Annotated in this window: 18 protein-coding genes and 1 pseudogene; 14 read left to right on the top strand and 5 right to left on the bottom strand. The window is 60.9% G+C overall.

Annotated features, from left to right (window positions below; translation table 11 throughout):
• Positions 1-21: 21 nt before the first annotated feature.
• A complete protein-coding gene (gene aas / locus A1WC_RS04980) occupies positions 22-2,181 on the top strand; it encodes a bifunctional acyl-ACP--phospholipid O-acyltransferase/long-chain-fatty-acid--ACP ligase (RefSeq protein WP_012540651.1) in 2,160 nt (719 codons plus the stop codon).
• The gene (gene lplT / locus A1WC_RS04985) at positions 2,174-3,367 is read left to right on the top strand and encodes a lysophospholipid transporter LplT (RefSeq protein WP_008806333.1); all 1,194 of its coding nucleotides are present in this window, start codon (positions 2,174-2,176) and stop codon (positions 3,365-3,367) included. Before aas ends, lplT begins: the two co-directional genes overlap by 8 nt.
• Before the next feature lie 104 nt (positions 3,368-3,471).
• Here the strand turns inward: lplT and A1WC_RS0125340 are convergent.
• The 5 genes and pseudogenes from A1WC_RS0125340 to A1WC_RS28450 form a co-directional block, all read right to left on the bottom strand.
• Positions 3,472-4,512, bottom strand: a pseudogene (locus A1WC_RS0125340) (NADP(H)-dependent aldo-keto reductase).
• A gap of 220 nt (positions 4,513-4,732) precedes the next feature.
• Complete coding sequence (locus tag A1WC_RS04990; protein WP_002915974.1) at positions 4,733-4,951, bottom strand: YgdI/YgdR family lipoprotein; 219 nt, start codon at positions 4,949-4,951, stop codon at positions 4,733-4,735.
• 123 nt (positions 4,952-5,074) lie between these two features.
• Positions 5,075-5,788, bottom strand: coding sequence for a TerC family protein (locus A1WC_RS04995; RefSeq protein WP_004205441.1), 714 nt, complete (start codon positions 5,786-5,788; stop codon positions 5,075-5,077).
• A gap of 63 nt (positions 5,789-5,851) precedes the next feature.
• Positions 5,852-6,547, bottom strand: a complete 696-nt coding sequence (mutH, locus tag A1WC_RS05000) for a DNA mismatch repair endonuclease MutH (protein WP_012967282.1) — start codon at positions 6,545-6,547, stop codon at positions 5,852-5,854.
• Positions 6,548-6,632: 85 nt separating this feature from the next.
• A complete protein-coding gene (locus A1WC_RS28450; protein ID WP_012540652.1) occupies positions 6,633-6,776 on the bottom strand; it encodes a hypothetical protein in 144 nt (47 codons plus the stop codon).
• Between the two features lie 453 nt (positions 6,777-7,229).
• On the opposite strand from A1WC_RS28450, the gene rppH reads away from it, so the two are divergent.
• The 12 genes from rppH to recD all read left to right on the top strand — a co-directional run bounded on the left by rppH (position 7,230) and on the right by recD (position 25,716).
• On the top strand, positions 7,230-7,760 hold the full coding sequence (gene rppH, locus A1WC_RS05005; RefSeq protein ID WP_004205443.1) for an RNA pyrophosphohydrolase: 531 nt from the start codon (positions 7,230-7,232) through the stop codon (positions 7,758-7,760).
• Positions 7,761-7,772: 12 nt separating this feature from the next.
• Entirely contained in the window at positions 7,773-10,019 is a 2,247-nt protein-coding gene (gene ptsP, locus A1WC_RS05010) for a phosphoenolpyruvate--protein phosphotransferase (RefSeq protein ID WP_008806330.1), read from the top strand.
• 245 nt (positions 10,020-10,264) lie between these two features.
• On the top strand, positions 10,265-11,140 hold the full coding sequence (lgt, locus tag A1WC_RS27650; protein ID WP_002915934.1) for a prolipoprotein diacylglyceryl transferase: 876 nt from the start codon (positions 10,265-10,267) through the stop codon (positions 11,138-11,140).
• A gap of 6 nt (positions 11,141-11,146) precedes the next feature.
• Entirely contained in the window at positions 11,147-11,941 is a 795-nt protein-coding gene (thyA, locus tag A1WC_RS27645) for a thymidylate synthase (RefSeq protein WP_008806329.1), read from the top strand.
• Positions 11,942-12,128: 187 nt separating this feature from the next.
• Complete coding sequence (locus A1WC_RS05025) at positions 12,129-12,680, top strand: prepilin peptidase-dependent protein (protein WP_016161770.1); 552 nt, start codon at positions 12,129-12,131, stop codon at positions 12,678-12,680.
• Positions 12,677-13,234 (top strand): prepilin peptidase-dependent protein, encoded by a 558-nt coding sequence (locus tag A1WC_RS05030; protein WP_016161769.1) that lies wholly within the window; start codon positions 12,677-12,679, stop codon positions 13,232-13,234. The genes A1WC_RS05025 and A1WC_RS05030 overlap by 4 nt, the downstream gene beginning before the upstream one ends.
• Positions 13,231-13,638, top strand: coding sequence for a DUF2509 family protein (locus A1WC_RS05035; RefSeq protein ID WP_032691242.1), 408 nt, complete (start codon positions 13,231-13,233; stop codon positions 13,636-13,638). The genes A1WC_RS05030 and A1WC_RS05035 overlap by 4 nt, the downstream gene beginning before the upstream one ends.
• Complete coding sequence (locus A1WC_RS05040) at positions 13,623-13,946, top strand: prepilin-type N-terminal cleavage/methylation domain-containing protein (protein ID WP_016161768.1); 324 nt, start codon at positions 13,623-13,625, stop codon at positions 13,944-13,946. Before A1WC_RS05035 ends, A1WC_RS05040 begins: the two co-directional genes overlap by 16 nt.
• A 12-nt stretch (positions 13,947-13,958) precedes the next feature.
• Entirely contained in the window at positions 13,959-17,336 is a 3,378-nt protein-coding gene (gene recC, locus A1WC_RS05045; protein ID WP_012967287.1) for an exodeoxyribonuclease V subunit gamma, read from the top strand.
• Between the two features lie 120 nt (positions 17,337-17,456).
• Positions 17,457-20,342 (top strand): pitrilysin, encoded by a 2,886-nt coding sequence (gene ptrA / locus A1WC_RS05050; RefSeq protein ID WP_016161767.1) that lies wholly within the window; start codon positions 17,457-17,459, stop codon positions 20,340-20,342.
• The gene (gene recB / locus A1WC_RS05055) at positions 20,339-23,875 is read left to right on the top strand and encodes an exodeoxyribonuclease V subunit beta (RefSeq protein ID WP_016161766.1); all 3,537 of its coding nucleotides are present in this window, start codon (positions 20,339-20,341) and stop codon (positions 23,873-23,875) included. The genes ptrA and recB overlap by 4 nt, the downstream gene beginning before the upstream one ends.
• On the top strand, positions 23,872-25,716 hold the full coding sequence (gene recD, locus A1WC_RS05060; RefSeq protein WP_008806321.1) for an exodeoxyribonuclease V subunit alpha: 1,845 nt from the start codon (positions 23,872-23,874) through the stop codon (positions 25,714-25,716). Before recB ends, recD begins: the two co-directional genes overlap by 4 nt.
• Positions 25,717-25,721 lie beyond the last annotated feature (5 nt).

The raw sequence follows: 25,721 nt of genomic DNA, 5'->3' as shown, positions 1-25,721 counted from the left end.
CACCGGTCACATGGAGTTGTTATGCTTTTGGGATTTTTCAGACTGCTGTTCAAGGGGTTATACCGGGTCAGACTGACCGGCGACACGCAGGCTTTATACCAGCAAAAGGTCTTAATTACCCCGAACCACGTCTCTTTCCTCGACGGCATTCTGCTGGCGCTGTTTTTGCCGGTCCGACCGGTTTTTGCGGTCTATACCTCAATCAGCCAGCGCTGGTTTATGCGCGCGCTGACGCCGATTATCGATTTTGTACCGCTGGACCCGACCAAACCGATGTCGATCAAACATCTGGTGCGGCTGATTGAGCAGGGGCGACCGGTGGTTATCTTCCCGGAAGGGCGAATTTCGGTTAGCGGCTCGCTGATGAAAATTTATGACGGCGCCGCCTTTGTCGCCGCCAAATCGCAGGCGACCATCGTGCCGCTACGCATTGACGGCGCCGAACTGACGCCCTTCAGCCGGCTGAAGGGGCTGGTGAAGCGTCGCCTGTTCCCGCGTATTCAGCTGCATCTGCTGCCGCCCACCCATCTGCCGATGCCCGAGGCGCCGCGCGCCCGCGACCGGCGGAAAATCGCCGGGGAAATGCTGCATCAAATCATGATGGAAGCCCGGATGGCAGTGCGTCCGCGGGAAACCCTGTATGAATCGCTGCTGGCGGCGCAGGACCGCTTCGGCGCGCGCAAACCCTGCGTGGAGGATATCAACTTCCAGCCGGATACCTATCGCAAGCTGCTGACCAAGACCCTGTTTGTCGCCCGCATTCTGGAAAAATACAGCCAGCGGGGCGAAAAGATTGGCCTGATGCTGCCTAACGCCGGCATCAGCGCGGCGGTGATTTTCGGCGCTATCGCCCGCGGGCGTATTCCGGCGATGATGAACTATACCGCCGGGGTGAAAGGGCTCAGCAGCGCGATAGCCGCCGCGGAAATCAACACTATTTTTACCTCACGCACCTTCCTCGATAAAGGCAAACTCTGGCATCTGCCGGAGCAGCTGACCCAGGTGCGCTGGGTATTCCTCGAAGATCTTAAAGGTGATATCACCCTCGCTGACAAACTATGGATTTTCGGACATCTGCTGGCGCCGCGTCTGGCGCAGGTTAAGCAGCAGCCGGAAGACGCGGCGATGATCCTCTTCACCTCCGGCTCGGAGGGCAATCCGAAAGGGGTGGTGCACAGCCATAAGAGCCTGCTGGCCAACGTTGAGCAGATCAAAACTATCGCCGACTTTACCGCCAACGACCGCTTTATGTCGGCGCTGCCGCTGTTCCACTCCTTTGGCCTCACCGTCGGCCTGTTGACGCCGCTGTTTACCGGGGCAGAAGTGTTTCTCTATCCCAGCCCGCTGCACTATCGTGTGGTGCCGGAGCTGGTCTACGATCGCAACTGCACGGTGCTGTTCGGTACCTCGACCTTCCTCGCCAACTATGCCCGCTTCGCTAATCCGTATGATTTCTACCGCCTGCGCTATGTGGTCGCCGGGGCGGAGAAGCTGCAGGAGAGCACCAAACAGCTGTGGCAGGATAAATTCGGCCTGCGCATTCTCGAAGGCTATGGCGTGACCGAGTGCGCGCCGGTGGTATCGATTAACGTACCGATGGCGGCGAAGGTCGGCACCGTGGGCCGTATCCTGCCGGGGATGGACGCCCGCCTGCTGGCGATGCCAGGCATTGAGCAAGGGGGGCGGCTGCAGCTAAAAGGGCCGAACATCATGAAAGGCTACCTGCGGGTGGAAAACCCCGGGGTGCTGGAAGCGCCAGCGGCGGAAAACCAGCACGGTGAGAAGGAAGCGGGCTGGTATGACACCGGCGATATCGTCACCTTCGACGAGCAGGGCTATGTTCGCATTCAGGGCCGCGCTAAGCGCTTTGCCAAAATCGCCGGCGAGATGATCTCCCTCGAGATGGTGGAGCAGGTGGCCCTCGGCGCGTCGCCGGACAAAATGCACGCCACGGCGATTAAGCAGGACGCCAGCAAAGGTGAGGCGCTGGTGCTCTTTACCACCGATAATGAACTGACTCGCGAAGCCCTGCTGCGCTACGCTCGCCAGCACGGAGTACCGGAGCTGGCGGTACCGCGAGATATACGCTGGCTGAAGCAACTGCCGGTGCTGGGCAGCGGCAAGCCAGACTATGTCACCCTGAAAAACATGGTCGACGAGGCGGAAACAACCCATGAGTGAGTCAGTACATACTAACCCTTCGCTGTACTCGAAAGGGATGCTGGCGGTGATCTGCGCCCAGTTCCTGTCGGCCTTCGGCGACAATGCGCTTCTCTTCGCCACCCTGGCGCTGATGAAGCAGCTCTATTATCCGGAGTGGAGCCAGCCGGTCCTGCAGATGTTGTTTGTGGGCGCTTACATTCTTTTTGCTCCTTTTGTCGGCCAGTTTGCCGATAGCTTTGCCAAAGGCCGGGTGATGATGGTGGCCAACGGTCTGAAGCTGCTCGGCGCCGGCTGCATCTGCTTCGGTGTCAATCCGTTTATCGGCTATACGCTGGTGGGGATTGGCGCCGCCGCCTATTCGCCGGCCAAGTACGGCATTCTCGGTGAACTGACTACCGGCGATAAGTTGGTGAAGGCTAACGGACTGATGGAGTCCTCGACCATCGCGGCGATCCTGCTGGGCTCCATGGCCGGCGGGATCCTCGCCGACTGGCACGTGCTGGCGGCGCTGATCGTCTGCGCGCTGGTCTACGGCGGGGCGGTAGTGGCTAACCTGTGGATACCCAGGCTGCCGGCGGCGCGCCCGGGGCAGTCGTGGCGTTTTAAGCCAATGACGCACAGCTTCTTCAGCGCCTGCCGCACGCTGTGGCGCAACGGCGAAACCCGCTTTTCGCTGATGGGGACCAGCCTGTTCTGGGGCGCTGGCGTGACCCTGCGCTTCCTGCTGGTGATCTGGGTGCCGGTGGCGCTGGGCATTACCAGCAACGCCATGCCTACCTATCTTAATGCGATGGTGGCGGTAGGGATTGTGTTGGGGGCCGGGGCGGCGGCGAAGCTGGTGACCCTGGAGACGGTATCGCGCTGTATGCCGGCGGGAATATTGATCGGTATCGCGGTGATGGCCTTTGCGGTGCAGCAGTCGCTGCTGCCGGCGTTCGGTCTGCTGTTACTGCTCGGGGTGTTCGGCGGGTTCTTTATCGTACCGCTGAATGCGCTGCTGCAGGAGCGTGGGAAACATTCGGTCGGGGCAGGTAACGCCATTGCGGTACAGAACCTGGGCGAAAACGTGGCGATGCTGCTGATGCTGGGGCTCTATTCCCTGGCGGTGAGCGTGGGCGTTCCGCCGGTCGCCGTTGGGATAGGGTTTGGCGCGGTCTTTGCCGTGGCCATCGCCGCGCTGTGGGTCTGGGGGCGGCGTAAATAACCTCCCGGCTTGCGCTGCGCTTAACCGGGCGACGGGTTCATCAATGTCTGCTCTTCGGTAGCCCGGGTGGTGGCGTATACGCCGCTACCCGGGGCTTTGCTTTCTTACGGTGCCGGGTAGGTATAAACCTGATGCACCGCCTCAATCTCCGCTAATACCTCTTCACTCAGCTCAAGCTGCAAACTTTCCACGTTGGCCTGCAGCTGCGCCATGGTCGTCGCCCCCAGCAGGGTGCTGGCGACAAATGGCTGCCGACGCACAAAGGCCAGCGCCATTTGCGCCGGATCGAGGCCGTGGCGTTTGGCGATATCCACATAGGCCGCTACCGCTTTCTGCGACTGTTCGCTGCTGTAGCGCGTAAAGCGGCTGAACAGCGTGTTACGCGCCCCTGCCGGCTTCGCACCGTTGAGATACTTCCCGGTCAGTGTGCCGAAAGCCAGGCAGGAGTAGGCCAGCAGCTCCACGCCTTCGAACTGACTCACTTCCGCGAGGCCGACTTCAAAGCTGCGGTTCAGCAGGCTTTAAGGATTCTGAATGGTCACGATCCGCGGCAGGTCGTGCTTATCCGCCAGGTGCAGATAACGCATCACGCCGAAGGCGGTTTCGTTCGACACGCCGATGTAGCGGATCTTCCCGGCGCGCTGGAACTCGGTCAGCGCTTCGAGAGTATCCAGTAGGGTCACGGCGGGCGCGGCATCAGCCCAGGTATAGCCCAGCTTGCCAAAGCAGTTTGTTGGGCGCTGCGGCCAGTGAACCTGGTACAGGTCGAGGTAATCGGTCTGCAGCCGCTTCAGGCTGGCGTGCAGCGCCTCGCGGATATTTTTGCGGTCCAGGACGTGATTGGGCCGAATGCTGCTGTCGTTATTGCGCGCGGGCCCGCTAACTTTGGAGGCCAGCACCAGCTTTTCGCGATTGCCGCGTTTCGCCAGCCAGTTGCCGACGTAGGTTTCAGTCAGCCCCTGAGTTTCCGGGCGCGGCGGGACGGGGTACATTTCGGCGACATCGATCAGATTGATGCCGTTGGCGACCGCGTAATCGAGCTGCTGATGGGCATCAGCTTCGCTGTTCTGCTCGCCAAAGGTCATGGTCCCCAGCCCGAGGGTGCTGATTTCAAGTGAACTGTGTGGGATACGGTGATACTGCATAGCCAGCTTCCTTTTTATTTATAAGGTCAGGCATTCCCCGACAAAGGAGTATCAACATGGCAGAGGGTGAGAAAAAGAGGAAGTAAAAAATCAAAAAAGCCGGGTGACGAGGAGGGGCGGTGGGTGGAACCCGCGGCGTCCTGGTGTGTCCCGACTCTTCTCAAAAGACTGGTTGTCGGTAAGCGCAGCGTCAACAGAGGCTGGGGCCGACGGGGAAAGATTAACGCTTAATGATTTGCGAAACGTCGTCACGATTGATCTGCATTTTATTACCCTGCTGATCTTCGTAACTGATTAAACCGGTATCGTCATCCACGGTAGGTTTACCGTCGGTCAGGATCATTCGCCCATCTTTGGTCGCCATGACGTAATCGCTGCTGCAACCGGAAACCGAGAACGCCAGTCCTACGGCGGAAATCAATACTGCCCATTTTTTCATCGTCATCACCTCTTGAGTAGCTGCACCCCATACCCGTCTATTAATAGCCTGATTTGTGAGACATAAAAAGCAGTAAAGTCTGAAAAAGGGTTGCAGCCTGTGACCAGGCTGCAATTTTGTGGTTTACAGCGGGTTTTTCTTATTACGCAGCAGGTTAAGGCTCTCCACCGCAATAGAGAAGAACATGGCGAAATAGATGTATCCCTTCGGCACATGAACGTCGAAACTTTCCAGCATCAGGGTAAAGCCGACCAGGATCAGAAACGACAGCGCCAGCATTTTCACCGAAGGATGGCGGTCAACAAAATCGCCGATAGGTCGCGCGGCGAACATCATCACCCCCACCGCAATCACCACCGCCGCCATCATGATGAATAGATGATCCGACAGGCCGACGGCGGTGATCACTGAATCGAGGCTAAAGATGATATCCAGCAGCATGATCTGCACGATAGCGCCGAGAAAGGAGTGGACGTTGGTCTTCAGCCCCTCTTCTTCACCTTCGATAGATTCATGGATCTCTTTACTGGCTTTCCAGATAAGGAATAGCCCACCGAGCAGCAAGATCAGGTCGCGAAACGAAATCTCCTGACCGAGGACGGTGAAGAGCGGGTTGGTCAGTTTCACTACCCAGGCGATAGAGGCCAGCAGCGCCAGGCGCATGACCATCGCGCCCATCAAACCGATCCGTCGCGCGTGGGCGCGCTGGGCGGTGGGGAGCTTGGCCACGACCAGAGAGAGAAAAATAATATTATCGATCCCGAGCACGATCTCCAGCAGCGTCAACGTGCCCAGCGCCAGCCAGGCGTTAGGATCGGTTATCCATGCAAATAACATTGTTCAAAGTCCTGCAAAATAGAAAGCAGCAATTATATGCAAGCCCTAACGCAGAACAAAAAATTAATCGTGTTGTAACAAGAAATGGCGGGCGAGCAGGGCGGCGGTAAAATTCTTTTTCAGGTAAAAGCCGCGCGGCAGCGTCAGGATCGTCTCCCCGTGCGCGCCGATGGCCTCGGTCAGCGCCTTGCTGTTGGCGGCTTTCGGTCTTAACTGCAGCACCTCGCCGTGGCGGGCGGTAATGCGCTCAACTTCGCCCAGAACAATGAGATCCATCAGCTCCTCCCAGTCCATGCGCAGCTGGCGCTCCTCGTCTTCGTCCGGACTCCAGAGCAGTGGTGCGCCGACGCGCCGCGTCGCCAGCGGAATGGTGCGCTCACCCTCCACCGGGATCCACAGGACGCGCTGCAGCTTATGCCGCACATGGCTGCTCTCCCAGGTGACGCCGCTATTGCCGGTTAACGGGGCGACACAGACGAAGGTGGTCTCCAGCGGACGCCCCCGGCTGTCGATGGGGATCGTTTTGAGCTCGACCCCCAGCGCGGCGAAATCCTGCTCGGGTTTACTGCCTGCGCTGGCGCCCAGCCACAGCTCCAGCAGAATGCCCGTCCAGCCTTTATCGCGTTTCAGATCGCGCGGAATGGGGATCCCGGCCAGCGCCGCCAGCTCGCCCAGCGAATAGCCAGCCAGCTGACGGGCCTGGGCCAGCAACTGTTCCTGACTTTGCGGCGGCGAGGAGAGAGGGGCGATAGTGGGCATAGGGCGCTACCTTTGGCTAAAAAATGAGCGCTATTTTTGCGCGTTGTGGATAGAGTTTACCGTTTTCTGAGTAACTATACCAATGTCATGATTTATATGAGTTTTTAAACTTATTGCGCCGCGGGTGAAAACCGTGAAAACAGGTTTTCCAGAACTGGTCACTGACAATAAACAGGATCTTACACCATGTTATCCACAGAAAATTGGGATAACTGGGGAAAAGCCTCACTACTGGTTCGATTTACAGCCTTGACGTGCGACGAAAATCGAAATTTTAGAGAAAACCTGCCCGCGGTCTGCGCGTAATCTGTGGATAAAATCGACATTGCTCGATCTTTCATCAGTCAGCGGATCGCATATGTGATGATCGTCACGTTACGTTGTAATAAATGAAAGGAATATATTCTAACTTGATGAATATGCTATCATTATTTTAAGGTGTTAGCGGTGCGATGTTCAGATTACTCCGGGTTTTCCCGGGGTAATTCCGTACTTCTTCACAACTCTATCCACAGAAAAAGTGAATAAAATAGGGCCTAAGCCGCATTCGTTGTTTATAACTCTGGCCATTACTGTGAGTTATTCAAATGTTATCCGTTCTCAGTGTGCGAACAGAGTGGTTTACCGTTTCCGGCGAGTGTGAAACAATCATTCACATTGAAGCTTATCTTGAGGTAGTCCGGTGATTGATGACGATGGCTACCGCCCAAATGTCGGTATTGTAATCTGTAATCGTCAGGGCCAGGTCATGTGGGCCCGGCGCTATGGTCAGCACTCGTGGCAGTTCCCGCAAGGGGGCATAAATCCAGGAGAATCCGCAGAGCAGGCGATGTATCGGGAATTGTTTGAAGAGGTCGGGTTAAGCCGTAAAGATGTGCGGATCCTTGCCTCAACCCGTAACTGGCTGCGTTACAAGTTGCCTAAACGTTTGGTGCGTTGGGACACAAAGCCGGTTTGTATCGGCCAGAAACAAAAGTGGTTTCTTTTGCAGTTGATCGGCAACGATGCGGACATCAATATGCAAACCAGCAGTACACCAGAATTTGATGGTTGGCGCTGGGTGAGTTACTGGTACCCGGTCCGCCAGGTGGTGTCGTTCAAGCGCGACGTCTACCGCCGGGTGATGAAAGAGTTCGCCAGCGTGACCATGTCGCTGGCGGAGAGTGCACCTAAGCCGCAAAGCGCGCCTGCTTATCGACGTAAAAGAGGTTAAGCCACGCACATTATGCTCACTCGGTTGCGAGAAATAGTCGAGAAGGTCGCGAGTGCGCCGCGTTTAAACGAGGCGCTGGATATTCTGGTGACGGATGTCTGCCAGGCGATGGAGACGGAAGTCTGCTCGGTTTACCTGGCTGACAATGACCGACGCTGCTATTACCTGATGGCCACCCGCGGGTTAAAAAAACCTCGCGGGCGCACCGTTGCGCTGGCGTTCGATGAAGGCCTGGTGGGTCTGGTTGGCCGCCTGGCGGAGCCCATCAACCTCGCCGATGCGCAAAAACACCCCAGCTTCAAATATATCCCTGCCGTCAAAGAGGACCGCTTCCGCGCCTTCCTTGGCGTGCCGATCATTCAGCGCCGCCAGCTGTTGGGCGTGCTGGTGGTCCAGCAGCGCGAGCTGCGTCAGTTTGATGAAAGCGAAGAGTCTTTCCTCGTCACCCTCGCCACCCAGATGGCGGCGATCCTCTCCCAGTCCCAGCTGAACGCCCTGTTCGGCCAGTATCGTCAGACGCGCATTCGCGCCCTCCCGGCCTCTTCCGGGGTGGCGATCGCCGAGGGCTGGATGGACGTCAGCCTGCCGCTGATGGAGCAGGTGTATGAAGCCTCGACGCTGGACACCGCCTCGGAACGCGAACGCCTGACCGGCGCGCTGGAAGAGGCGGCTAACGAATTTCGTCGCTACAGCAAACGCTATGCTGCCGGCGCGCAAAAAGAGACGGCGGCGATCTTCGATCTCTACTCGCACCTCCTCTCCGACGCCCGCCTGCGTCGCGAGCTGTTTGCCGAAGTCGACAAAGGCGCGGTGGCCGAGTGGGCGGTCAAAAAGATCATTGAGAAGTTCGCCGAACAGTTTGCCGCGCTCAGCGACGGTTATCTGAAAGAGCGGGCCGGCGATCTGCGTACCCTGGGTCAGCGTCTGCTGTTCCATCTCGACGACAGCATTCAGGGGCCCAACACCTGGCCGGCGCGCATTATCCTCGTGGCGGACGAGCTGTCGGCCACCACCCTCGCCGAAGTGCCGCAGGATCGTCTGGTCGGTGTGGTGGTGCGCGATGGCGCCGCCAACTCCCATGCCGCCATTATGGTACGCGCCCTCGGGATCCCGACGGTGATGGGCGCCGATATCCAGCCCTCTCTGCTGCATGGCCATACGCTGATTGTCGATGGCTATCGCGGTGAGCTGCTGGTGGATCCCGAACCTGTCCTGTTGCAGGAATATCAGCGCCTTATTAGCGAAGAGAACGAGCTCAGCCGCCTGGCGGAGGACGATCTCCAGCGCGCGTCGGAGCTGAAAAGCGGCGAGCGGGTGAAAGTCATGCTCAACGCCGGCTTAAGCCCGGAGCACGAAGAGAAGCTCGGCAGCTTTGTTGACGGCATTGGCCTCTACCGTACCGAAATTCCCTTTATGCTGCAGAGCGGCTTCCCCTCTGAAGAGGAGCAGGTCGCCCAGTATCAGGGCATGCTGCAGATGTTTAACAGCAAACCGGTGACCCTGCGTACCCTGGACATCGGCGCGGATAAACAGCTGCCGTATATGCCGATCAGCGAAGAGAACCCGTGCCTCGGCTGGCGCGGGATCCGCATCACCCTCGATCAGCCGGAGATCTTTTTGATCCAGGTGCGAGCGATGCTGCGCGCCAACGCCGCCACCGGCAACCTCAGCATTTTGCTGCCGATGGTGACCAGTCTGGAGGAGGTGGATGAGGCCCGTCGGCTGATCGACCGCGCCAGCCGGGAAGTGGAAGAGATGATCGGCTACGCCATCCCACGTCCGCGCCTGGGGGTGATGCTGGAGGTCCCGTCGATGGTCTTTATGCTGCCGCAGCTGGCCAGTCGGATCGATTTTATCTCGGTAGGGACGAACGACCTGACCCAGTACCTGCTGGCCGTCGACCGCAACAATACCCGGGTCGCCAGCATGTATGACAGCCTGCATCCGGCGGTATTGCGGGCGCTGGCGATGATCGCCCATGACGCGGAGCGCTTTGGCATCGATCTGCGACTGTGCGGCGAGATGGCGGGCGACCCGATGTGCGTGACGATCCTTATCGGCCTCGGTTATCGCCATCTGTCGATGAACGGCCGCTCGGTGGCGAGGGTGAAATATCTGCTGCGCCGCATTGATATCGAAGAGGCGCAGGAGCTGTCGCGTCGCAGCCTTGATGCCCAGATGACCGCTGAGGTGCGCCATCAGGTGGCGGCCTTTATGGAGCGTCGCGGTCTCGGCGGCCTGATCCGCGGCGGGCGGTAGCGGTAGCCCGGGTGAGGCGTAAGCCGTAACCCGGGGATCCTCTGCTCGCACCATCCGGCAAAATAGGGTACCGCCGGGAAAACGGCATTCTGTTAGCATCCGTATACATATCTTTTACACGTTCGGCGCGGATCGCACTCCAGGCTTATGCTATGATTCGCCTCCTTCGGCGTGCCCGTTTTTATCGGGCATAGATCATCACCGCTGTCCACTTTCGGCGGAATAACAAGTCTTTATGGTGACAGATGAATAGTGGCTACCTGCATTTTCCGGAGTTCGATCCGGTCATTTTTTCTCTAGGCCCGGTCTCCCTCCACTGGTACGGTTTGATGTACCTGGTGGGCTTTGTCTTTGCGATGTGGCTGGCCACCCGTCGGGCGAATCGTCCGGGCAGCGGCTGGACGAAAAATGAAGTGGAAAACCTGCTCTACGCGGGCTTCCTCGGCGTCTTCCTGGGCGGCCGTATCGGCTACGTGCTGTTTTACAACCTGCCGGTATTTCTTGCCGATCCGCTGTATCTGTTCCGCGTCTGGGACGGCGGCATGTCGTTCCACGGCGGCCTGATCGGCGTGATCCTGGTGATGATTATCTTCGCCAGACGCACCAAACGCACCTTCTTCCAGGTCTCCGATTTTATCGCGCCGCTGATCCCGTTTGGCCTTGGCGCCGGACGTCTGGGCAACTTCATCAACGGTGAGCTGTGGGGCCGCGTGGACCCGAGCTTCCACTACACGATGATTTTCCCGGGCTCCCGTGCCGAAGACCTGGCGCTGCTGCCGACGCATCCGGAATGGCAATCGCTGTTCGATACCTACGGCGCGCTGCCGCGTCACGCGTCGCAGCTGTACGAGCTGGCGCTGGAAGGCGTGGTGCTGTTCCTGATCCTGAACCTGTTTATCCGTAAACCGCGCCCGACCGGCTCCGTTTCCGGTCTGTTCCTGATTGGCTACGGCCTGTTCCGCATCATCGTGGAATTCTTCCGCCAGCCCGACGCCCAGTTCACCGGCGGCTGGGTGCAGTACATCAGCATGGGGCAGATTCTTTCGATCCCGATGGTGCTTGCGGGTATCATCATGATGGTTTGGGCTTACCGCCATCGTCCGCAGCAACAGAATTCTTGAGGAACCATGAAACAGTATCTTGATTTGATGCAGAAAGTGCTCACCGAGGGCACGCCAAAAAATGACCGCACCGGCACTGGCACGATCTCTATTTTCGGCCATCAGATGCGTTTTAACCTGCAGGAAGGCTTCCCGCTGGTGACCACCAAGCGCTGTCATTTACGCTCCATCATCCATGAACTGCTGTGGTTCCTGCAGGGCGACACCAACATCGCCTATCTGCACGACAACAACGTCACCATCTGGGACGAGTGGGCAGATGAAAATGGCGACCTGGGGCCGGTCTACGGCAAACAGTGGCGTTCCTGGCCTGCGCCGGACGGTCGTCATATCGACCAGATCACCACGGTGATGAACCAACTGAAAAACGACCCGGACTCCCGCCGGATCATCGTCTCGGCGTGGAACGTCGGCGAGCTGGATAAAATGGCGCTGGCGCCGTGCCACGCCTTCTTCCAGTTCTACGTCGCTGACGGCAAGCTCTCCTGCCAGCTGTATCAGCGCTCCTGCGACGTATTCCTCGGCCTGCCGTTCAATATCGCCAGCTACGCGCTGCTGGTGCATATGGTGGCGCAGCAGTGCGATCTGCAGGTCGGTGATTTCGTCTGGACCGGCGGCGACACCCATCTGTACAGCAACCATCTTGAGCAGACCAACCTGCAGTTGAGCCGCGAACCGCGTCCGCTGCCGAAGCTGGTCATCAAACGCAAACCGGCGTCGATTTTCGACTACCGTTTTGAAGACTTCGAGATTGAAGGTTACGATCCGCACCCGGGCATTAAAGCGCCGGTGGCGATTTAACCCCCCCTGCAGAGATGATCAACCGGCGCCCGATGGCGCCGGTTTTTTTATGCCTTTTGCACCATCAGAATGGAGGCTATCTCCATAGCCACAGGGATAAGGTCGCTTCAGCCTGCCCACTGCCCCCCGGCGGTTGCGGTGGGCGAAGTTGGGTAGACGCTCGCAAAAAAATGTTCCTCTGTCGAGTATGCAAACCTTTTTTGCGTATCTGGCCGGGAAAGCTATTTTCCGTCGTCGCGCCAGGGTCAACCGCCGCGGCATACTCGACGCCATGAACAGAGAACATGGCTACACCCTGATGGAAACCCTGGTAACGCTGACACTGATGATGATCCTCAGCGTCGGCGGCCTGTACGGCTGGCAGCGCTGGCAGCAGCAGCAACAACTGTGGCAAACCGCCGTCCAGGTGCGGGATTTTCTGCTCTTTCTGCGCGATGACGCCAACGCGTACAACCGGGACCGCGTGCTTCGCGTCGGCCAGGACGAAGTGGGCTGGTGCCTGAGCGCGGAGGGGGAGGGGCCGGAATGCGCCTCGGGGACATCCTTCACGCTGCGCCCGCGCTGGCCGGGGATCACGCTGGCTGGCGTTACGCCTGGTCTGGGGTTTTATGGTCTGCGCAGCACCGCCTGGGCGGGGAATCTGCGGCTGCAGAGCGCGGCCGGCAGCTGGAGCATTGTGATCTCACACTGGGGGCGGATTCGTTTATGCCGCAGCGACAGCGCAGGAGGGTGTCAGTGAACAGTCGAGGATTTTCCCTGGCGGAGGCGCTTATCGCCATGGCCATCGGCTCGCTGCTGCTGATGGGGGCCTGCCGTTTTCTGCCTGCCCTGCAGCGTCATATTCTGCGCCAGGGCGAACAGCTGGCCCTGGAGAACGAGCTGTGGCAGCGCGTGCATGCCGTGGGAAAACATCTCCAGCGCGCCGGGTACTGCCGGGGAGCGTGCGGCGGAGCCGGGCTGGAGCTAGCCGCTGATGGCGAGTGTCTGATTGTGCGCTGGGATGCGAACAGCAACGGGAGATGGGAAACCTCCCCCGCAGCAGCGGCGGAGAGCACCGGCTTTCGCCTGCGCGACGGCGCGCTGGAGACCTTGCGCGGGGCCAGCGACTGCCGCGGGGGCGGATGGGAGAAAATCACCAACCCGGCCGCCATCGTGGTGACGCGCTTCTCGGTACAACGTCAGGCCACCTCGGGCTTCGCGCCGGAGCTGAGCGTGACGCTGGCGGCGCGCTCCGCGCAACAGAGGGGCCTGACGAGCGAGGTTGAGCAGCGGGTGACGGGGTATAACCTGTGAGCCGTCAGCGTGGAATGTCGTCGCTGCTGATGGTGCTCCTGTTGCTGACCCTCGGCAGCCTGTTACTCGAGGGGCTTAACCTGCAGCAGCGGGCGCTGCTGGCGCAAACCGCCAGCGAAACGCAGGCGATCCGCGATACGGCGATAGCCCATTCGGCGCTGCAGTGGGGAAAACAACAGGCCTGGTCGGCGCAGCTGCCGCTGGCCTGCCGGGAGCAGACGCCGCAGGGCTGGCGCGCCTGCCTGCGTATCTTCGGCGACGGTTCACTGTTGCTCAGCAGCGCCAGCGGCGAGGTGCAGGTCTGGCAGTCCGGCGAGGTGCGCGGCGGGCAGGTGCGTTTTTCCGCCCACGGCTGGAGCGATTTTTGCCCGCTCAGGGAGGCGAGCTTATGTCAAATGCCCTGAAGCATCAGCGGGGGTTTAGCCTGCCGGAGACCGTGCTGGCGATGGCGCTGATGGTGCTGACGGTCACCGCGCTGGGCGGCTATCAGCGCGGAATGGCGCAAGGAATTGTCCAGTTGAACCAGACCCGTCAGCTGTGGCGGGACGCGTGGCGCTATAGCCAGCTCTCCGCGCCGCCTTCGCCGGAACACGGGCAGGTAAGCCGTATGCAGACATCGACGCAAAGATGTGTCAGCATCACGGTAACGATCAGTAGGCCCGTTGCAAAGCGGGTGCAGATGACCCGGCTGCATTGCCCGGTTAGTCAGTAGTCAGGAGCAATTATGTTAAGGGTATACCACTCAAACCGGCTGGATGTTCTCGAGGCGTTGATGGAATTTATCGTCGAGCGCCAGCGGCTGGATGACCCTTTTCAGGCCGAAATGGTGCTGGTGCAGAGTACCGGTATGGCGCAGTGGCTGCAGATGACCCTGGCCTCGCGCTTCGGAATTGCCGCCAATATCGAGTTCCCGCTGCCGGCGAGCTTTATCTGGGACATGTTCGTGCGCGTCCTGAAAGATATTCCTGGCGAAAGCGCCTTCAGCAAGCAGAGCATGAGCTGGAAGTTGATGACCCTCCTGCCGCAGCACCTGGAGGAAGACGATTTTATCTTGCTGCGCCAGTATCTGAGCGATGACGGCGACAAGCGCAAACTGTTTCAACTCGCCGCCCGGGTGGCGGACCTCTATGACCAGTACCTCGTCTATCGCCCGGAGTGGCTGATGCGCTGGGAGGCCGGCCAGCGGGTGGAAGGTCTCGGCGATGCCCAGCAGTGGCAGGCGCCGCTGTGGCAGGCGCTGGTGAGCTATACCGCCGAGCTGGGGCAACCGCAGTGGCACCGCGCCAATCTCTACCAGCGCTTTATCAGTACCCTGGAAAAAGCGGACGAACCGCCCGCCGGGCTGCCGTCGCGCGTCTTCATCTGCGGGATTTCCGCGCTGCCGCCGGTCTATCTTCAGGCCCTGCAGGCGCTGGGTAAGCATGTCGATGTCTACGTATTGTTTACCAACCCCTGCCGCTACTACTGGGGAGACATTAAGGATCCGGCGTTCCTGGCGAAGCTGCTGTCGCGCCAGCGGCGCCATCACCGCGAGGCGCGCGCGCTACCCCTGTTTCGCGACACCGAGCAGGCGCCGGGGTTGTTTAATGACGCTGGGGAACAGGATGTCGGCAACCCGTTGCTCGCCTCCTGGGGCAAACTGGGGCGCGACTATATCTACCTGTTGGCGGGGCTGGAGCGCTATGAGGAGCTGGACGCCTTTGTCGATATTGCCCCCGATAACCTGTTGCATAACCTGCAATCGGATATCCTCGAACTGCGCAACGCGGCGGTGGCCGGGCAGAGCGCAGAGGCGTTCGCCCACAGTCGCGACAAACGTCCGCTGGCGCTGGATGACCGCAGCCTGAGCATTCACGTCTGCCACAGTCCGCAGCGCGAAGTGGAGGTTCTGCACGATCGGCTACTGGCGATGCTGGAGGCGGATCCGACGCTCACGCCGCGGGATATCATCGTCATGGTGGCGGATATCGACAGCTACAGTCCCTATATTCAGGCGGTGTTTGGCGCGGCCAGCGGCGATCGCTGGTTGCCGTGGGCGATCTCCGACCGTCGCGCCCGCGAGTCGCATCCGGTGCTGCAGGCGTTTATCACGCTGCTCTCACTGCCGGACAGCCGCTTCGCCAGCGAAGATGTGCTGGCGCTGCTGGACGTGCCGGTGCTGGCGGCGCGCTTTAATATCACGGAAGAAGGGCTGCGCTACCTGCGCCAGTGGGTGAACGAGTCCGGCGTCCGCTGGGGAATGGATGACGACAACGTCCGCGAGCTGGACCTGCCTGCGACCGGGCAGCATACCTGGCGGTTCGGCCTCACCCGTATGCTGTTGGGCTACGCCATGGACAGCCGCGAGGGAGAGTGGCAGTCGGTGCTGCCGTATGACGAATCCAGCGGTTTGATAGCCGAACTGGTGGGCAACCTCGCGTCGCTGCTGATGCAGCTTAATCTGTGGCGACGCGGCCTTGCCCAGCAGCGGCCGCTGGCGGAGTGGCTGCCGGTCTGTCGCGATCTGCTGAATGACTTTTTCCTGCCGGACAGCGAGACCGAAGCGGCGCTGGCACTGATTGAGCAACAATGGCTGGCGGTTATTGATAGCGGTCTGGAAGCACAGTATGGCGACCAGGTGCCGCTGACGCTACTGCGCGATGAGCTGGCCCAGCGTCTCGATCAGCAGCGGATCAGCCAGCGCTTTCTTGCTGGCCCGGTCAACATCTGCACCCTGATGCCGATGCGCTCTATTCCTTTCAAAGTGGTTTGCCTGCTGGGGATGAACGACGGGGTTTATCCGCGAACGCTGCCGCCGCTGGGCTTTGATTTGATGAGCCAGAAGCCGCAGCGCGGCGACCGCAGCCGGCGCGATGATGACCGCTATCTGTTCCTCGAAGCGCTGATGTCCGCCGAACAGACGCTGTATATCAGCTACATCGGCCGTTCGATCCAGGACAACAGCGAGCGCTTTCCCTCGGTGCTGGTGCAGGAGCTGGTGGATTATATCGGCCAGAGCCACTGTCTCGCTGGCGACGAAGAGCTTGACTGCGACGCCAGCGAAGCCCGGGTCAAAGCCCATATCACCCATCTGCATACGCGCATGCCGTTCGACGTCGCTAATTTCCAGGAAGACGAGAACAAGAGCTACGCTCGTGAATGGCTGGCCGCCGCCGGCCAGCAGGGAGAGGCGCATAGCGATTTTATACAGCCGCTCACCGCGCCGCCGATTGACAGCCTGCCGTTCGAGCAGCTCTTACGCTTCTGGCAGCACCCGGTTCGCGCGTTCTTTCAGCAGCGTCTGCGGGTCAATTTCCGCGCCGAAGAGGACGATATTCCAGACGACGAGCCCTTCACTCTTGAAGGGCTGAGCCGTTATCAACTGAATCAGCAACTGCTCAATACGCTTATCGAGGAGCAGGACGTCTCAGCCATGTTCCGCCGCTTCCGCGCCGCCGGCGAGCTACCGTATGGCGCCTTTGGCGAGCTGGTCTGGGAGACGCAGCGCCTGGAGATGCAGGCGCTGGCCGAGCGGGTGATGGCCGAGCGCCAGCAGGCGCAGAGCATGGAGATCGATCTGCAGTGCGGCGGCGTGAACCTGACCGGCTGGCTGCAGCAGGTGCAGCCGGACGGTCTGCTGCGCTGGCGGCCTTCGCTGCTGAGCGTCTCCCAGGGGATGCAACTTTGGCTGGAACACCTTGTCTACTGTGCCAGCGGCGGCACCGGCGAGAGCCGGCTGTTTGTGCGGAAAGAGGGAGAGTGGCGCTTCCCGGCGCTGGCGCCCGCCGAGGCGCAGGCGTACCTTAATGCGCTGGTGGATGGCTATTTGCTGGGGATGTCGCAGCCGCTGCTGCTGCTGCCGGAAAGCGGTGGCGCCTGGCTGAAAGCCTGTTACGACGCCGAAAAGGATGTCATCTTAATGGACGAAGAGACGCAGCAGAAAGCGCGGAGCAAATTCCTGCAGACCTACGAAGGTAATATGGTGGTCAGCGGGGAGGGCGCCGATATCTGGTATCAACGCCTGTGGCGTTCGCTGGAGCCGGCGCATTACGAAGAAATTATTGCTCAGACGCAGCGTTATCTGTTACCGCTATATCGTTACCATCAGTCCACACAAATTTAAATAGTATAAAAATTGCGCAGTGAATGGCGGTTCATTTATTATGCGCAACGTATCACGGACTGATGGACATAAAAGGCTGCACGCTGTGCAGCGCAAGTTTGTTAATGATGAGGTTCGTGAATGCCCCGCAGTTTATGGTTCAAGGTTTTTGTTGTGCTGGCCGCCCTCTGGGCGCCGTTTAGTCAGGCCGACACCGGATGGCAGCCGATTCAGGAGACGATCCGCAAAAGCGAAAAAGATACGCGTCAGTATCAGGCGATCCGCCTTGATAACGACATGGTCGTGCTGCTGGTTTCCGATCCGCAGGCGGTGAAATCGCTGTCGGCGCTGGTGGTGCCGGTGGGATCCCTGCAGGATCCGGCCGATCATCAGGGGCTGGCGCATTTTCTGGAACATATGACGCTGATGGGGTCGCAAAAATATCCCCAGCCTGACAGCCTTGCAGAGTTTCTTAAACTGCACGGCGGCAGCCATAACGCCAGCACCGCGCCTTACCGCACCGCGTTTTATCTCGAAGTGGAAAATGATGCGCTGGACGGGGCCGTAGACCGCCTGGCCGACGCCATCGCCGCGCCGCTGCTGGATAAAAAATATGCCGATCGCGAACGTAACGCGGTCAACGCCGAACTGACGATGGCCCGGACGCGAGACGGGATGCGTATGGCCCAGGTCAGCGCGGAGACCATCAACCCGGCCCACCCGGCGGCCCACTTCTCCGGTGGTAACCTCGAGACGCTCAGCGATAAGCCTGGCAGCCCGGTACTTGATGCGCTGCACACCTTCCGCGATAGCTGGTACTCCGCCAACCTGATGAAAGCGGTGATCTACAGCAACAAGCCGTTGCCGGCGCTGGCGCGGATGGCTGCTGACACCTTTGGCCGCGTGCCGAATCGTCAGATCAGCAGGCCGGAAATTACCGTCCCGGTGGTCACGGATGCGCAAAAAGGCATCATTATTCACTATGTGCCGGCGATGCCGCGCAAAGTGCTGCGCGTCGAGTTTCGCATCGACAACAACAGCGATCGCTTCCGCAGTAAAACCGATGAGCTGGTCACCTATCTTATCGGCAACCGCAGCCCGGGCACGCTCTCCGACTGGCTGCAAAAGCAGGGGCTGGCGGAAGGTATCCGCGCCGATTCCGATCCGGTGGTAAACGGCAACAGCGGCGTACTGGCGATCTCTGCCACCCTCACCGATAAAGGCCTGACGCACCGCGACGAAGTGACGGCGGCCATTTTCAGCTATCTCGACCTCCTGCGTACTCAGGGCATCGACAAACGGTACTTCGATGAACTGGCGCATGTGCTGGCGCTGGATTTCCGCTATCCGTCGATCAACCGCGACATGGACTACGTGGAATGGCTGGCGGATACCATGATCCGGGTGCCGGTCGAGCATGCGCTGGACGTGGTGAATATTGCCGACCAGTACGACCCGCAGGCGATCAAAGACCGGCTGGCGATGATGACCCCACAGAACGCCCGTATCTGGTATATCAGCCCCCAGGAGCCGCATAACAAGACGGCCTATTTTGTCGATGCGCCGTATCAGGTGGATAAGATTAGCGAGCAGACGTTCGCTGACTGGCAGCAAAAATCGCAGGCCATCCAGCTGCAGCTGCCGGTGCTCAACCCCTATATTCCGGATGATTTCACCCTCATCAAAAGCGATAAAGCCTGGCCGCATCCGCAGCTGATCCTTGATGAACCGACGCTGCGGGTGGTGTATGCCCCGAGCCAGTATTTTGCCAGCGAGCCGAAGGCGGATATCTCCCTGGTGCTGCGTAATCCCCAGGCGATGGACAGCGCTCGCCGGCAGGTGATGTTTGCCCTCAACGATTATCTCGCCGGCATCGCCCTCGATCAGCTCAGTAACCAGGCGGCGGTCGGCGGCATTTCGTTCTCCACCGGCGCTAATAACGGATTAATGGTTAATGCCAACGGCTATACCCAGCACCTTCCGGCACTGTTCAGCGATCTGTTGCAGGGATACTTCAGCTATACGCCGACCGAGGAGCAGCTGGAGCAGGCCAAATCCTGGTATGCGCAGATGATGGACTCCGCCGAGAAAGGCAAAGCCTACGATCAGGCGATAATGCCGATCCAGATGGTCTCCCAGGTGCCGTACTTCCAGCGCGAAGTGCGCCGGGCGCTGCTGCCCTCCATCACTCTTAAAGAGGTGCTCGACTACCGCGCCAACCTGAAAACCAAGGGGCGTCCTGAACTGATGGTGATCGGCAATATGACCTCCGATGCCGCCACGACGCTGGCCCGCCAGATCCAGCAGCAGCTGGGCGCTGACGGCAACGAATGGTGCCGCAATAAAGACGTGGTGGTGAACCGGCAGCAACTGGCGATCTTCAACAAAGCGGGCAACAGCACCGACTCCGCGCTGGCCGCGGTGTTCGCGCCGCCCAACGTGGATGAGTTCAGCAGCACCGCCGCCAGCACCCTGCTGGGGCAGATTATTCAGCCGTGGTTCTACAACCAGCTGCGTACTGAAGAGCAGCTCGGCTATGCGGTCTTTGCCTTCCCGATGAACGTGGGGCGCCAGTGGGGCATGGGCTTCCTGCTGCAGAGTAGCGATAAGCAGCCGGCCTTCCTCTGGCAGCGGTTCCAGGCCTTCTTTCCCACCGCGGAGGCGAAGCTGCGGGCGATGAAGCCGGAAGAGTTTGCTCAGCTCCAGCAGGCGGTGATAAGCCAGATGCTGCAGGCGCCGCAGACGCTGGGCGATGAAGCCTCGAAACTGAGCAAAGATTTCGATCGCGGTAATATGCGTTTTGATTCACGTGATAAAGTAGTGGCTCAGATTAAACTGCTGACGCCGCAAAAACTTGCCGACTTCTTCCATCAGACGGTGGTGGATCCGCAGGGCATGACGATATTGTCCCAGATTTCCGGTAGCCAGAATGGCAAAGCGGACTATGCCCAGCCGAAAGGCGGCAAAGTGTGGGAAAACGTCAGCGCATTGCAGCAATCCTTACCCCTGATGCGAGAGAATGAATGACCGACACCGCTGAGTCTTTGGATCCCATGCGCTTGCCCCTGAGGGGCGAGCGCCTGATAGAAGCCTCTGCGGGCACCGGAAAAACCTTTACCATCGCCGCGCTGTATCTGCGGCTGCTGCTGGGGCTGGGCGGCGAGTCCGCCTATTCCCGCGCTATCAGCGTTGAAGAGCTGCTGGTGGTGACCTTTACCGAGGCGGCGACCGAAGAGCTGCGCGGGCGTATCCGCAGCAACATCCACGAACTGCGCATCGCCTGCCTGCGCGGCGAATCCGACAATCCGCTCTACAGCGCGCTGCTGGCGGAGATCGATGATAAAGACGACGCCGCGAAGACGCTGCTGCTGGCTGAACGGCAGATGGACGAGGCGGCGGTATTCACCATCCACGGCTTTTGCCAACGGATGCTGAGCCTTAACGCCTTCGAGTCGGGCATGCTGTTCGAGCAGCAACTGATCGAGGATGAATCCCGCCTGCGCTATCAGGCCTGCGCTGACTTCTGGCGCCGCCACTGCTATCCGCTGACCCGCGATATCGCGGCGGTGATCCACGACGTCTGGAAAGGGCCGCGCGATCTGCTGAAGTCTCTTGACCGCTGGCTGCAGGGCGAAGCGCCGCAGCTTAAGTCGCCGCCGGCCCCCGACGAGACGCTGGCCGAACGCCATCAGCAGATCATCGCCCGCATTGACTCGCTCAAGCAGCAGTGGCGCGAGCAGGTGGGCGAGATCGAAGGCGTGCTGGAAAATTCCGGGCTCGACCGGCGGAAATACAATCGTGGCAACCAGGGCAAATGGCTTGAGAAAGTGAACGCCTGGGCGCAGGAAGAGACGTTAAGCTACCAGCTGCCCGACGCGCTGGAGAAATTTGCCCAGTCGTTTCTGCTCGAGCGCACCAAAGCCGGTGGCGAACCGCCGGTGCACCCGCTGTTTAGCGCCGTGGAGTCGCTGCTGGCCTCCTCGCTGACGCTCACCGATCTGGTGCTGGCGAGAGCGATGGTCGAGATCCGCGATGCGGTCGCCCGCGAAAAGCGCCGCCGCGGCGAGCTGGGGTTTGACGATATGCTCAGCCGGCTTGACGAGGCGCTGCGCGGCGACAGCGGCGAGGCGCTGGCCAGCGCCATTCGCCAGCGTTTTCCGGTGGCGATGATCGACGAATTTCAGGACACCGACCCCCAGCAGTACCGGATTTTTCGCCGCATCTGGCGCCAGCAGCCGGAGACGGCGCTGCTGCTGATCGGCGATCCGAAGCAGGCCATCTACGCCTTTCGCGGCGCCGATATCTTTACCTATATGAAAGCGCGCGGCGACGTTGCCGCGCACTACACCCTCGATACCAACTGGCGCTCCTCGCCGGGCATGGTGGGCAGCGTCAATCGGCTGTTCAGCCTCAGCGATAACCCCTTCATGTTCCGCGAGATCCCGTTTCTGCCGGTGAAGGCGGCGGCAAAGAATCAGGGGCTGCGCTTTACCGTTGACGCGGCGGACGTACCGGCGATGAACGTCTGGCTGATGCCCGGCGACACCGTCGGGTCTGGCGATTATCAAACGTTTATGGCGCAGCTCTGCGCCACGCAGATCCGCGACTGGCTGAGCGCCGGGCAGCAGGGGCGCGCGCTGCTGTGGCGCGGGGAAACCTCGCGCCCGGTGCAGGCCTCGGATATCACCGTGCTGGTGCGCAACCGGCTGGAGGCGGCGCAGGTGCGTGAAGCGCTGCAGACGCTGGGCATCCCCTCGGTCTACCTCTCTAACCGCGACAGCGTTTTTGAGACGCTGGAGGCCCAGGAGCTGCTCTGGCTGCTGCAGGCGGTGCTGGCCCCGGAGCGGGAAAATACCCTGCGCAGCGCGCTGGCGACCTCGATGTTTGGCCTGACCGCGCTGGATATTGAAAACCTGAACCAGGATGAGCAGGCGTGGGACGCGCTGGTGGAAGAGTTCAGCGAATACCGCCAGATCTGGCGTCAGCGCGGAGTGATGCCGATGCTGCGGGCGTTGATGACGGCCCGGCATATCGCCGAGAATCTGCTGGCGACCCGCGGCGGCGAGCGGCGCTTAACCGACATTCTGCATATCAGCGAACTGCTGCAGGAGGCGGCCAGCCAGCTGGAAAGCGAGCATGCCCTGGTGCGCTGGCTGGCGCAGCATATCGCCGAGCCGGACAGCAACGCCGCCAGCCAGCAGATGCGTCTCGAAAGCGATAAGCACCTCGTGCAAATTGTCACCATTCACAAGTCAAAAGGGCTGGAGTACCCCCTGGTCTGGCTGCCGTTTATCGCCCGGTTTCGTAAACAGGACCAGGCGTTCTACCACGATCGCGAGACGTTCGCGGCGGTACTGGATCTGGGCCAGGATGAGGCCAGTCTCGAGCTGGCGGAGGCGGAACGGCTGGCGGAAGATCTGCGCCTGCTATACGTCGCCCTGACCCGTGCGGTCTGGCACTGCAGCCTCGGCGTGGCGCCGCTCAGCAGCCGGAAATCCGGCAACAGCGATTTCCACCTCAGCGCGCTGGGGCGGCTGTTGCAGGCGGGCGAAGCCATGGACGCCGCCGGGCTGGCCGCGCGGCTGGCGGACTTCTGTCATGGCGATATTGCATTACAGAGACCGGGCGAGCTGGATCTGACCCCGTGGCAGGCGCCCGCGGCGACCATCCCCCCGCTGTCGGCGCGCGAGCTGCAGCGCCGCATCGCCGACGACTGGCGGGTGACCAGCTACTCCGGACTGCAGCAGCATGGTTTCAGCGGCGGGCAGGATCTGCTGCCGCGTCTGGATGTCGATGCCGCCGGCGTCGGCGAAGTCGTGGAAGAGCCGCAGCTGACTCCGCACCAGTTTCCGCGCGGCGCCGCGCCGGGGACCTTCCTGCACAGCCTGTTTGAGGAGCTGGACTTCACCCAGCCGGTGCCGGACGGGTGGATGGCGGAGAAGCTGCAGCTGAGCGGGTTTGACGCGCAGTGGGCGCCGGTGCTGACCGACTGGCTGGGGGGCGTGCTGAAGACTCGCCTGCCGGGAGCGGATATTGCGCTCAATCAGCTTGCGGCGCGGGATAAACAGGTGGAGATGGCGTTTTATCTGCCTATCGCTCAGCTGCTGACGGCGGAGCGCCTTGACGCGCTTATCCGCCAGTACGATCCCCTCTCCGCCGACACGCCACCGCTGGATTTCCGCCAGGTGCGTGGCATGCTGAAGGGCTTTATCGATCTGGTCTTCCGCCACGAAGGCCGTTATTACCTGCTGGATTACAAATCCAACTGGCTGGGGGAAGACCGCGAGGCCTACACCCGGCCGGCAATGGAGCAGGCGATGCGTGCCCACCGCTACGATCTGCAGTATCAGTTGTACAGCCTGGCGCTGCACCGCTATCTGCGCCACCGGCTGGCCGATTATGACTATGACCGCCACTTCGGCGGCGTGATTTATCTTTTCCTGCGCGGCATGGACGGGCAGGAGGGAGGGCAGGGGATCTTCACCACCCGGCCGGTGAGACCGCTGATTGACGGTCTGGATCAGCTTTTTGCCGGAGAAACTCAGGAGGAGGCCTCATGACTTTCGAACAATTACTGCTGGCTGCGGTGGAGCAGCGTCTGCTGCGGCCGCTGGACGTCCAGTTTGCCCTGATGGTGGCGCAAAACGACCCGCCGGCGGTCATGCTGGCGGCGGCCTTGCTGAGCCGGGATGCTGGCGAGGGGCACGTTTGCCTGCCGCTCTCGCGGTTGAGCGGCGACGAGGCGCTGAGCGGAAAAGCGGGGGAGATCCGCGATCGGCTGCTGGCCGAAGCCGGCGCGCCGGAGGACTGGCCCGCGCTGCTGCTCGCTTCGTCGGCGGTGAGCTGCGGCGATGCTCCGGCGCCGATGATTTTGTGCGGCGACCGGCTCTATCTGAACCGGATGTGGCGCAACGAGCTGACCGTCGCCCGCTTCTTTAACGAAGCCAACCGGGTGCTGGAGATGGATGAGGCGCGGCTGGCGTCAACGCTAAATGCGCTGTTTCCCGCCACTGGCGAAACCGACTGGCAAAAAGTGGCCGCGGCGGTGGCGCTGACCCGCCGTATCTCGGTGATCTCCGGTGGTCCCGGGACCGGGAAAACCACCACCGTGGCGAAGCTTCTGGCGGCGCTGATCCAGATTGACGACAGTCCACGCTGTCGTATTCGCCTGGCGGCACCGACGGGGAAAGCGGCGGCGCGCCTGACCGAATCGCTGGGCGCGGCGCTGAGAAAGCTGCCGCTGACCGATGCGCAGAAAGCGTTAATTCCCACCGAGGCCAGCACGCTGCATCGTCTGCTGGGCGCCCAGCCCGGCAGCCAGCGCATGCGCTATCACGCCGGCAACCCGCTGCATCTGGATGTGCTGGTCGTGGATGAAGCCTCGATGATTGACCTGCCGATGATGTCGCGGCTTATCGACGCGCTGCCGGCCCACGGGCGGGTGATTTTCCTCGGCGATCGCGACCAGCTGGCCTCCGTGGAAGCGGGGGCGGTGCTGGGGGATATCTGCGCCTGGGCGAGCTCGGGCTACACTGCCGCGCGGGCGCAGGAGCTGACCCGGCTGACCGGTTCGCCGGTGCCGGCGGGCGAGGGGGCTATCGCTGGCGCGCTGAGAGACAGCTTGTGCCTGCTGCAAAAGAGCTATCGCTTCGGCAGTCACTCCGGCATCGGGAGCCTGGCGCGGGCGGTGAATGCTGGCGCGCGCGCGGAGGTGAAGGCCACGCTGCGCCAGCCGTTTGACGATATCGCGCTTCATCCCCTCAGCACGACTGAAGAGTACGAGGCCATGCTCGGCGCGGCCCAGCAGGGCTATGAACGCTACCTGCAGCTGCGCCGCGAGCGGGCCGAACCGCAGGCCATGCTGGCCGCTTTCAGCGAATTCCAGCTGCTGTGCGCGCTGCGTGAAGGGCCGTACGGCGTGAGCGGCGTCAATGAGCGGCTGGAGCAGCGGCTCAACCGCCAGCGGGCGATCGCCCTGCCGCGCCACTCCCGCTGGTATGACGGCCGACCGATCATGATATCGCGCAACGACAGCGCGCTGGGGCTGTTTAACGGCGATATCGGCATAGCGCTGGAGCGCAACGGCGAGCTGCGGGTGTGGTTCCTGATGCCCGACGGCACCATCAAGTCGGTGCAACCGAGTCGCCTGCCGGAGCATGATACCGCCTGGGCGATGACCGTGCATAAATCGCAGGGCTCCGAGTTCGAACATGCGGCGCTGATCCTGCCGGCGCGCAGCGTCCCGCTGGTGACCCGCGAACTGGTCTACACGGCGATCACCCGTGCGAAACAGCGATTGTCGCTCTATGCCGACGAGCAGGTGCTCTCCCAGGCCATTGTGACGCGCACCGAGCGGCGCAGCGGCCTGGCGGAGATTTTCGCCGGGCGCGAAGCCCCCTGAGAGGC

Origin of the sequence: Klebsiella sp. KTE92 (assembly GCF_000398905.1) — a bacterium.
Classification (GTDB): domain Bacteria; phylum Pseudomonadota; class Gammaproteobacteria; order Enterobacterales; family Enterobacteriaceae; genus Klebsiella; species Klebsiella variicola.
The sequence above is the reverse complement of the archived record's forward strand: the minus strand, read 5'-3'. Positions and strand labels throughout refer to the sequence as shown.

Coding starts and splice junctions, on each gene's coding strand:
- A1WC_RS04990 (WP_002915974.1), bottom strand. CDS start 4,951: ATGAAAAAATGGGCAGTATTGATTTCCGCCGTAGGACTGGCGTTCTCG.
- thyA (WP_008806329.1), top strand. CDS start 11,147: ATGAAACAGTATCTTGATTTGATGCAGAAAGTGCTCACCGAGGGCACG.
- recC (WP_012967287.1), top strand. CDS start 13,959: ATGTTAAGGGTATACCACTCAAACCGGCTGGATGTTCTCGAGGCGTTG.
- A1WC_RS05040 (WP_016161768.1), top strand. CDS start 13,623: ATGTCAAATGCCCTGAAGCATCAGCGGGGGTTTAGCCTGCCGGAGACC.
- aas (WP_012540651.1), top strand. CDS start 22: ATGCTTTTGGGATTTTTCAGACTGCTGTTCAAGGGGTTATACCGGGTC.
- recD (WP_008806321.1), top strand. CDS start 23,872: ATGACTTTCGAACAATTACTGCTGGCTGCGGTGGAGCAGCGTCTGCTG.
- lgt (WP_002915934.1), top strand. CDS start 10,265: ATGAATAGTGGCTACCTGCATTTTCCGGAGTTCGATCCGGTCATTTTT.
- A1WC_RS04995 (WP_004205441.1), bottom strand. CDS start 5,788: ATGTTATTTGCATGGATAACCGATCCTAACGCCTGGCTGGCGCTGGGC.
- lplT (WP_008806333.1), top strand. CDS start 2,174: ATGAGTGAGTCAGTACATACTAACCCTTCGCTGTACTCGAAAGGGATG.
- mutH (WP_012967282.1), bottom strand. CDS start 6,547: ATGCCCACTATCGCCCCTCTCTCCTCGCCGCCGCAAAGTCAGGAACAG.
- A1WC_RS05025 (WP_016161770.1), top strand. CDS start 12,129: ATGCAAACCTTTTTTGCGTATCTGGCCGGGAAAGCTATTTTCCGTCGT.
- recB (WP_016161766.1), top strand. CDS start 20,339: ATGACCGACACCGCTGAGTCTTTGGATCCCATGCGCTTGCCCCTGAGG.
- ptrA (WP_016161767.1), top strand. CDS start 17,457: ATGCCCCGCAGTTTATGGTTCAAGGTTTTTGTTGTGCTGGCCGCCCTC.
- ptsP (WP_008806330.1), top strand. CDS start 7,773: ATGCTCACTCGGTTGCGAGAAATAGTCGAGAAGGTCGCGAGTGCGCCG.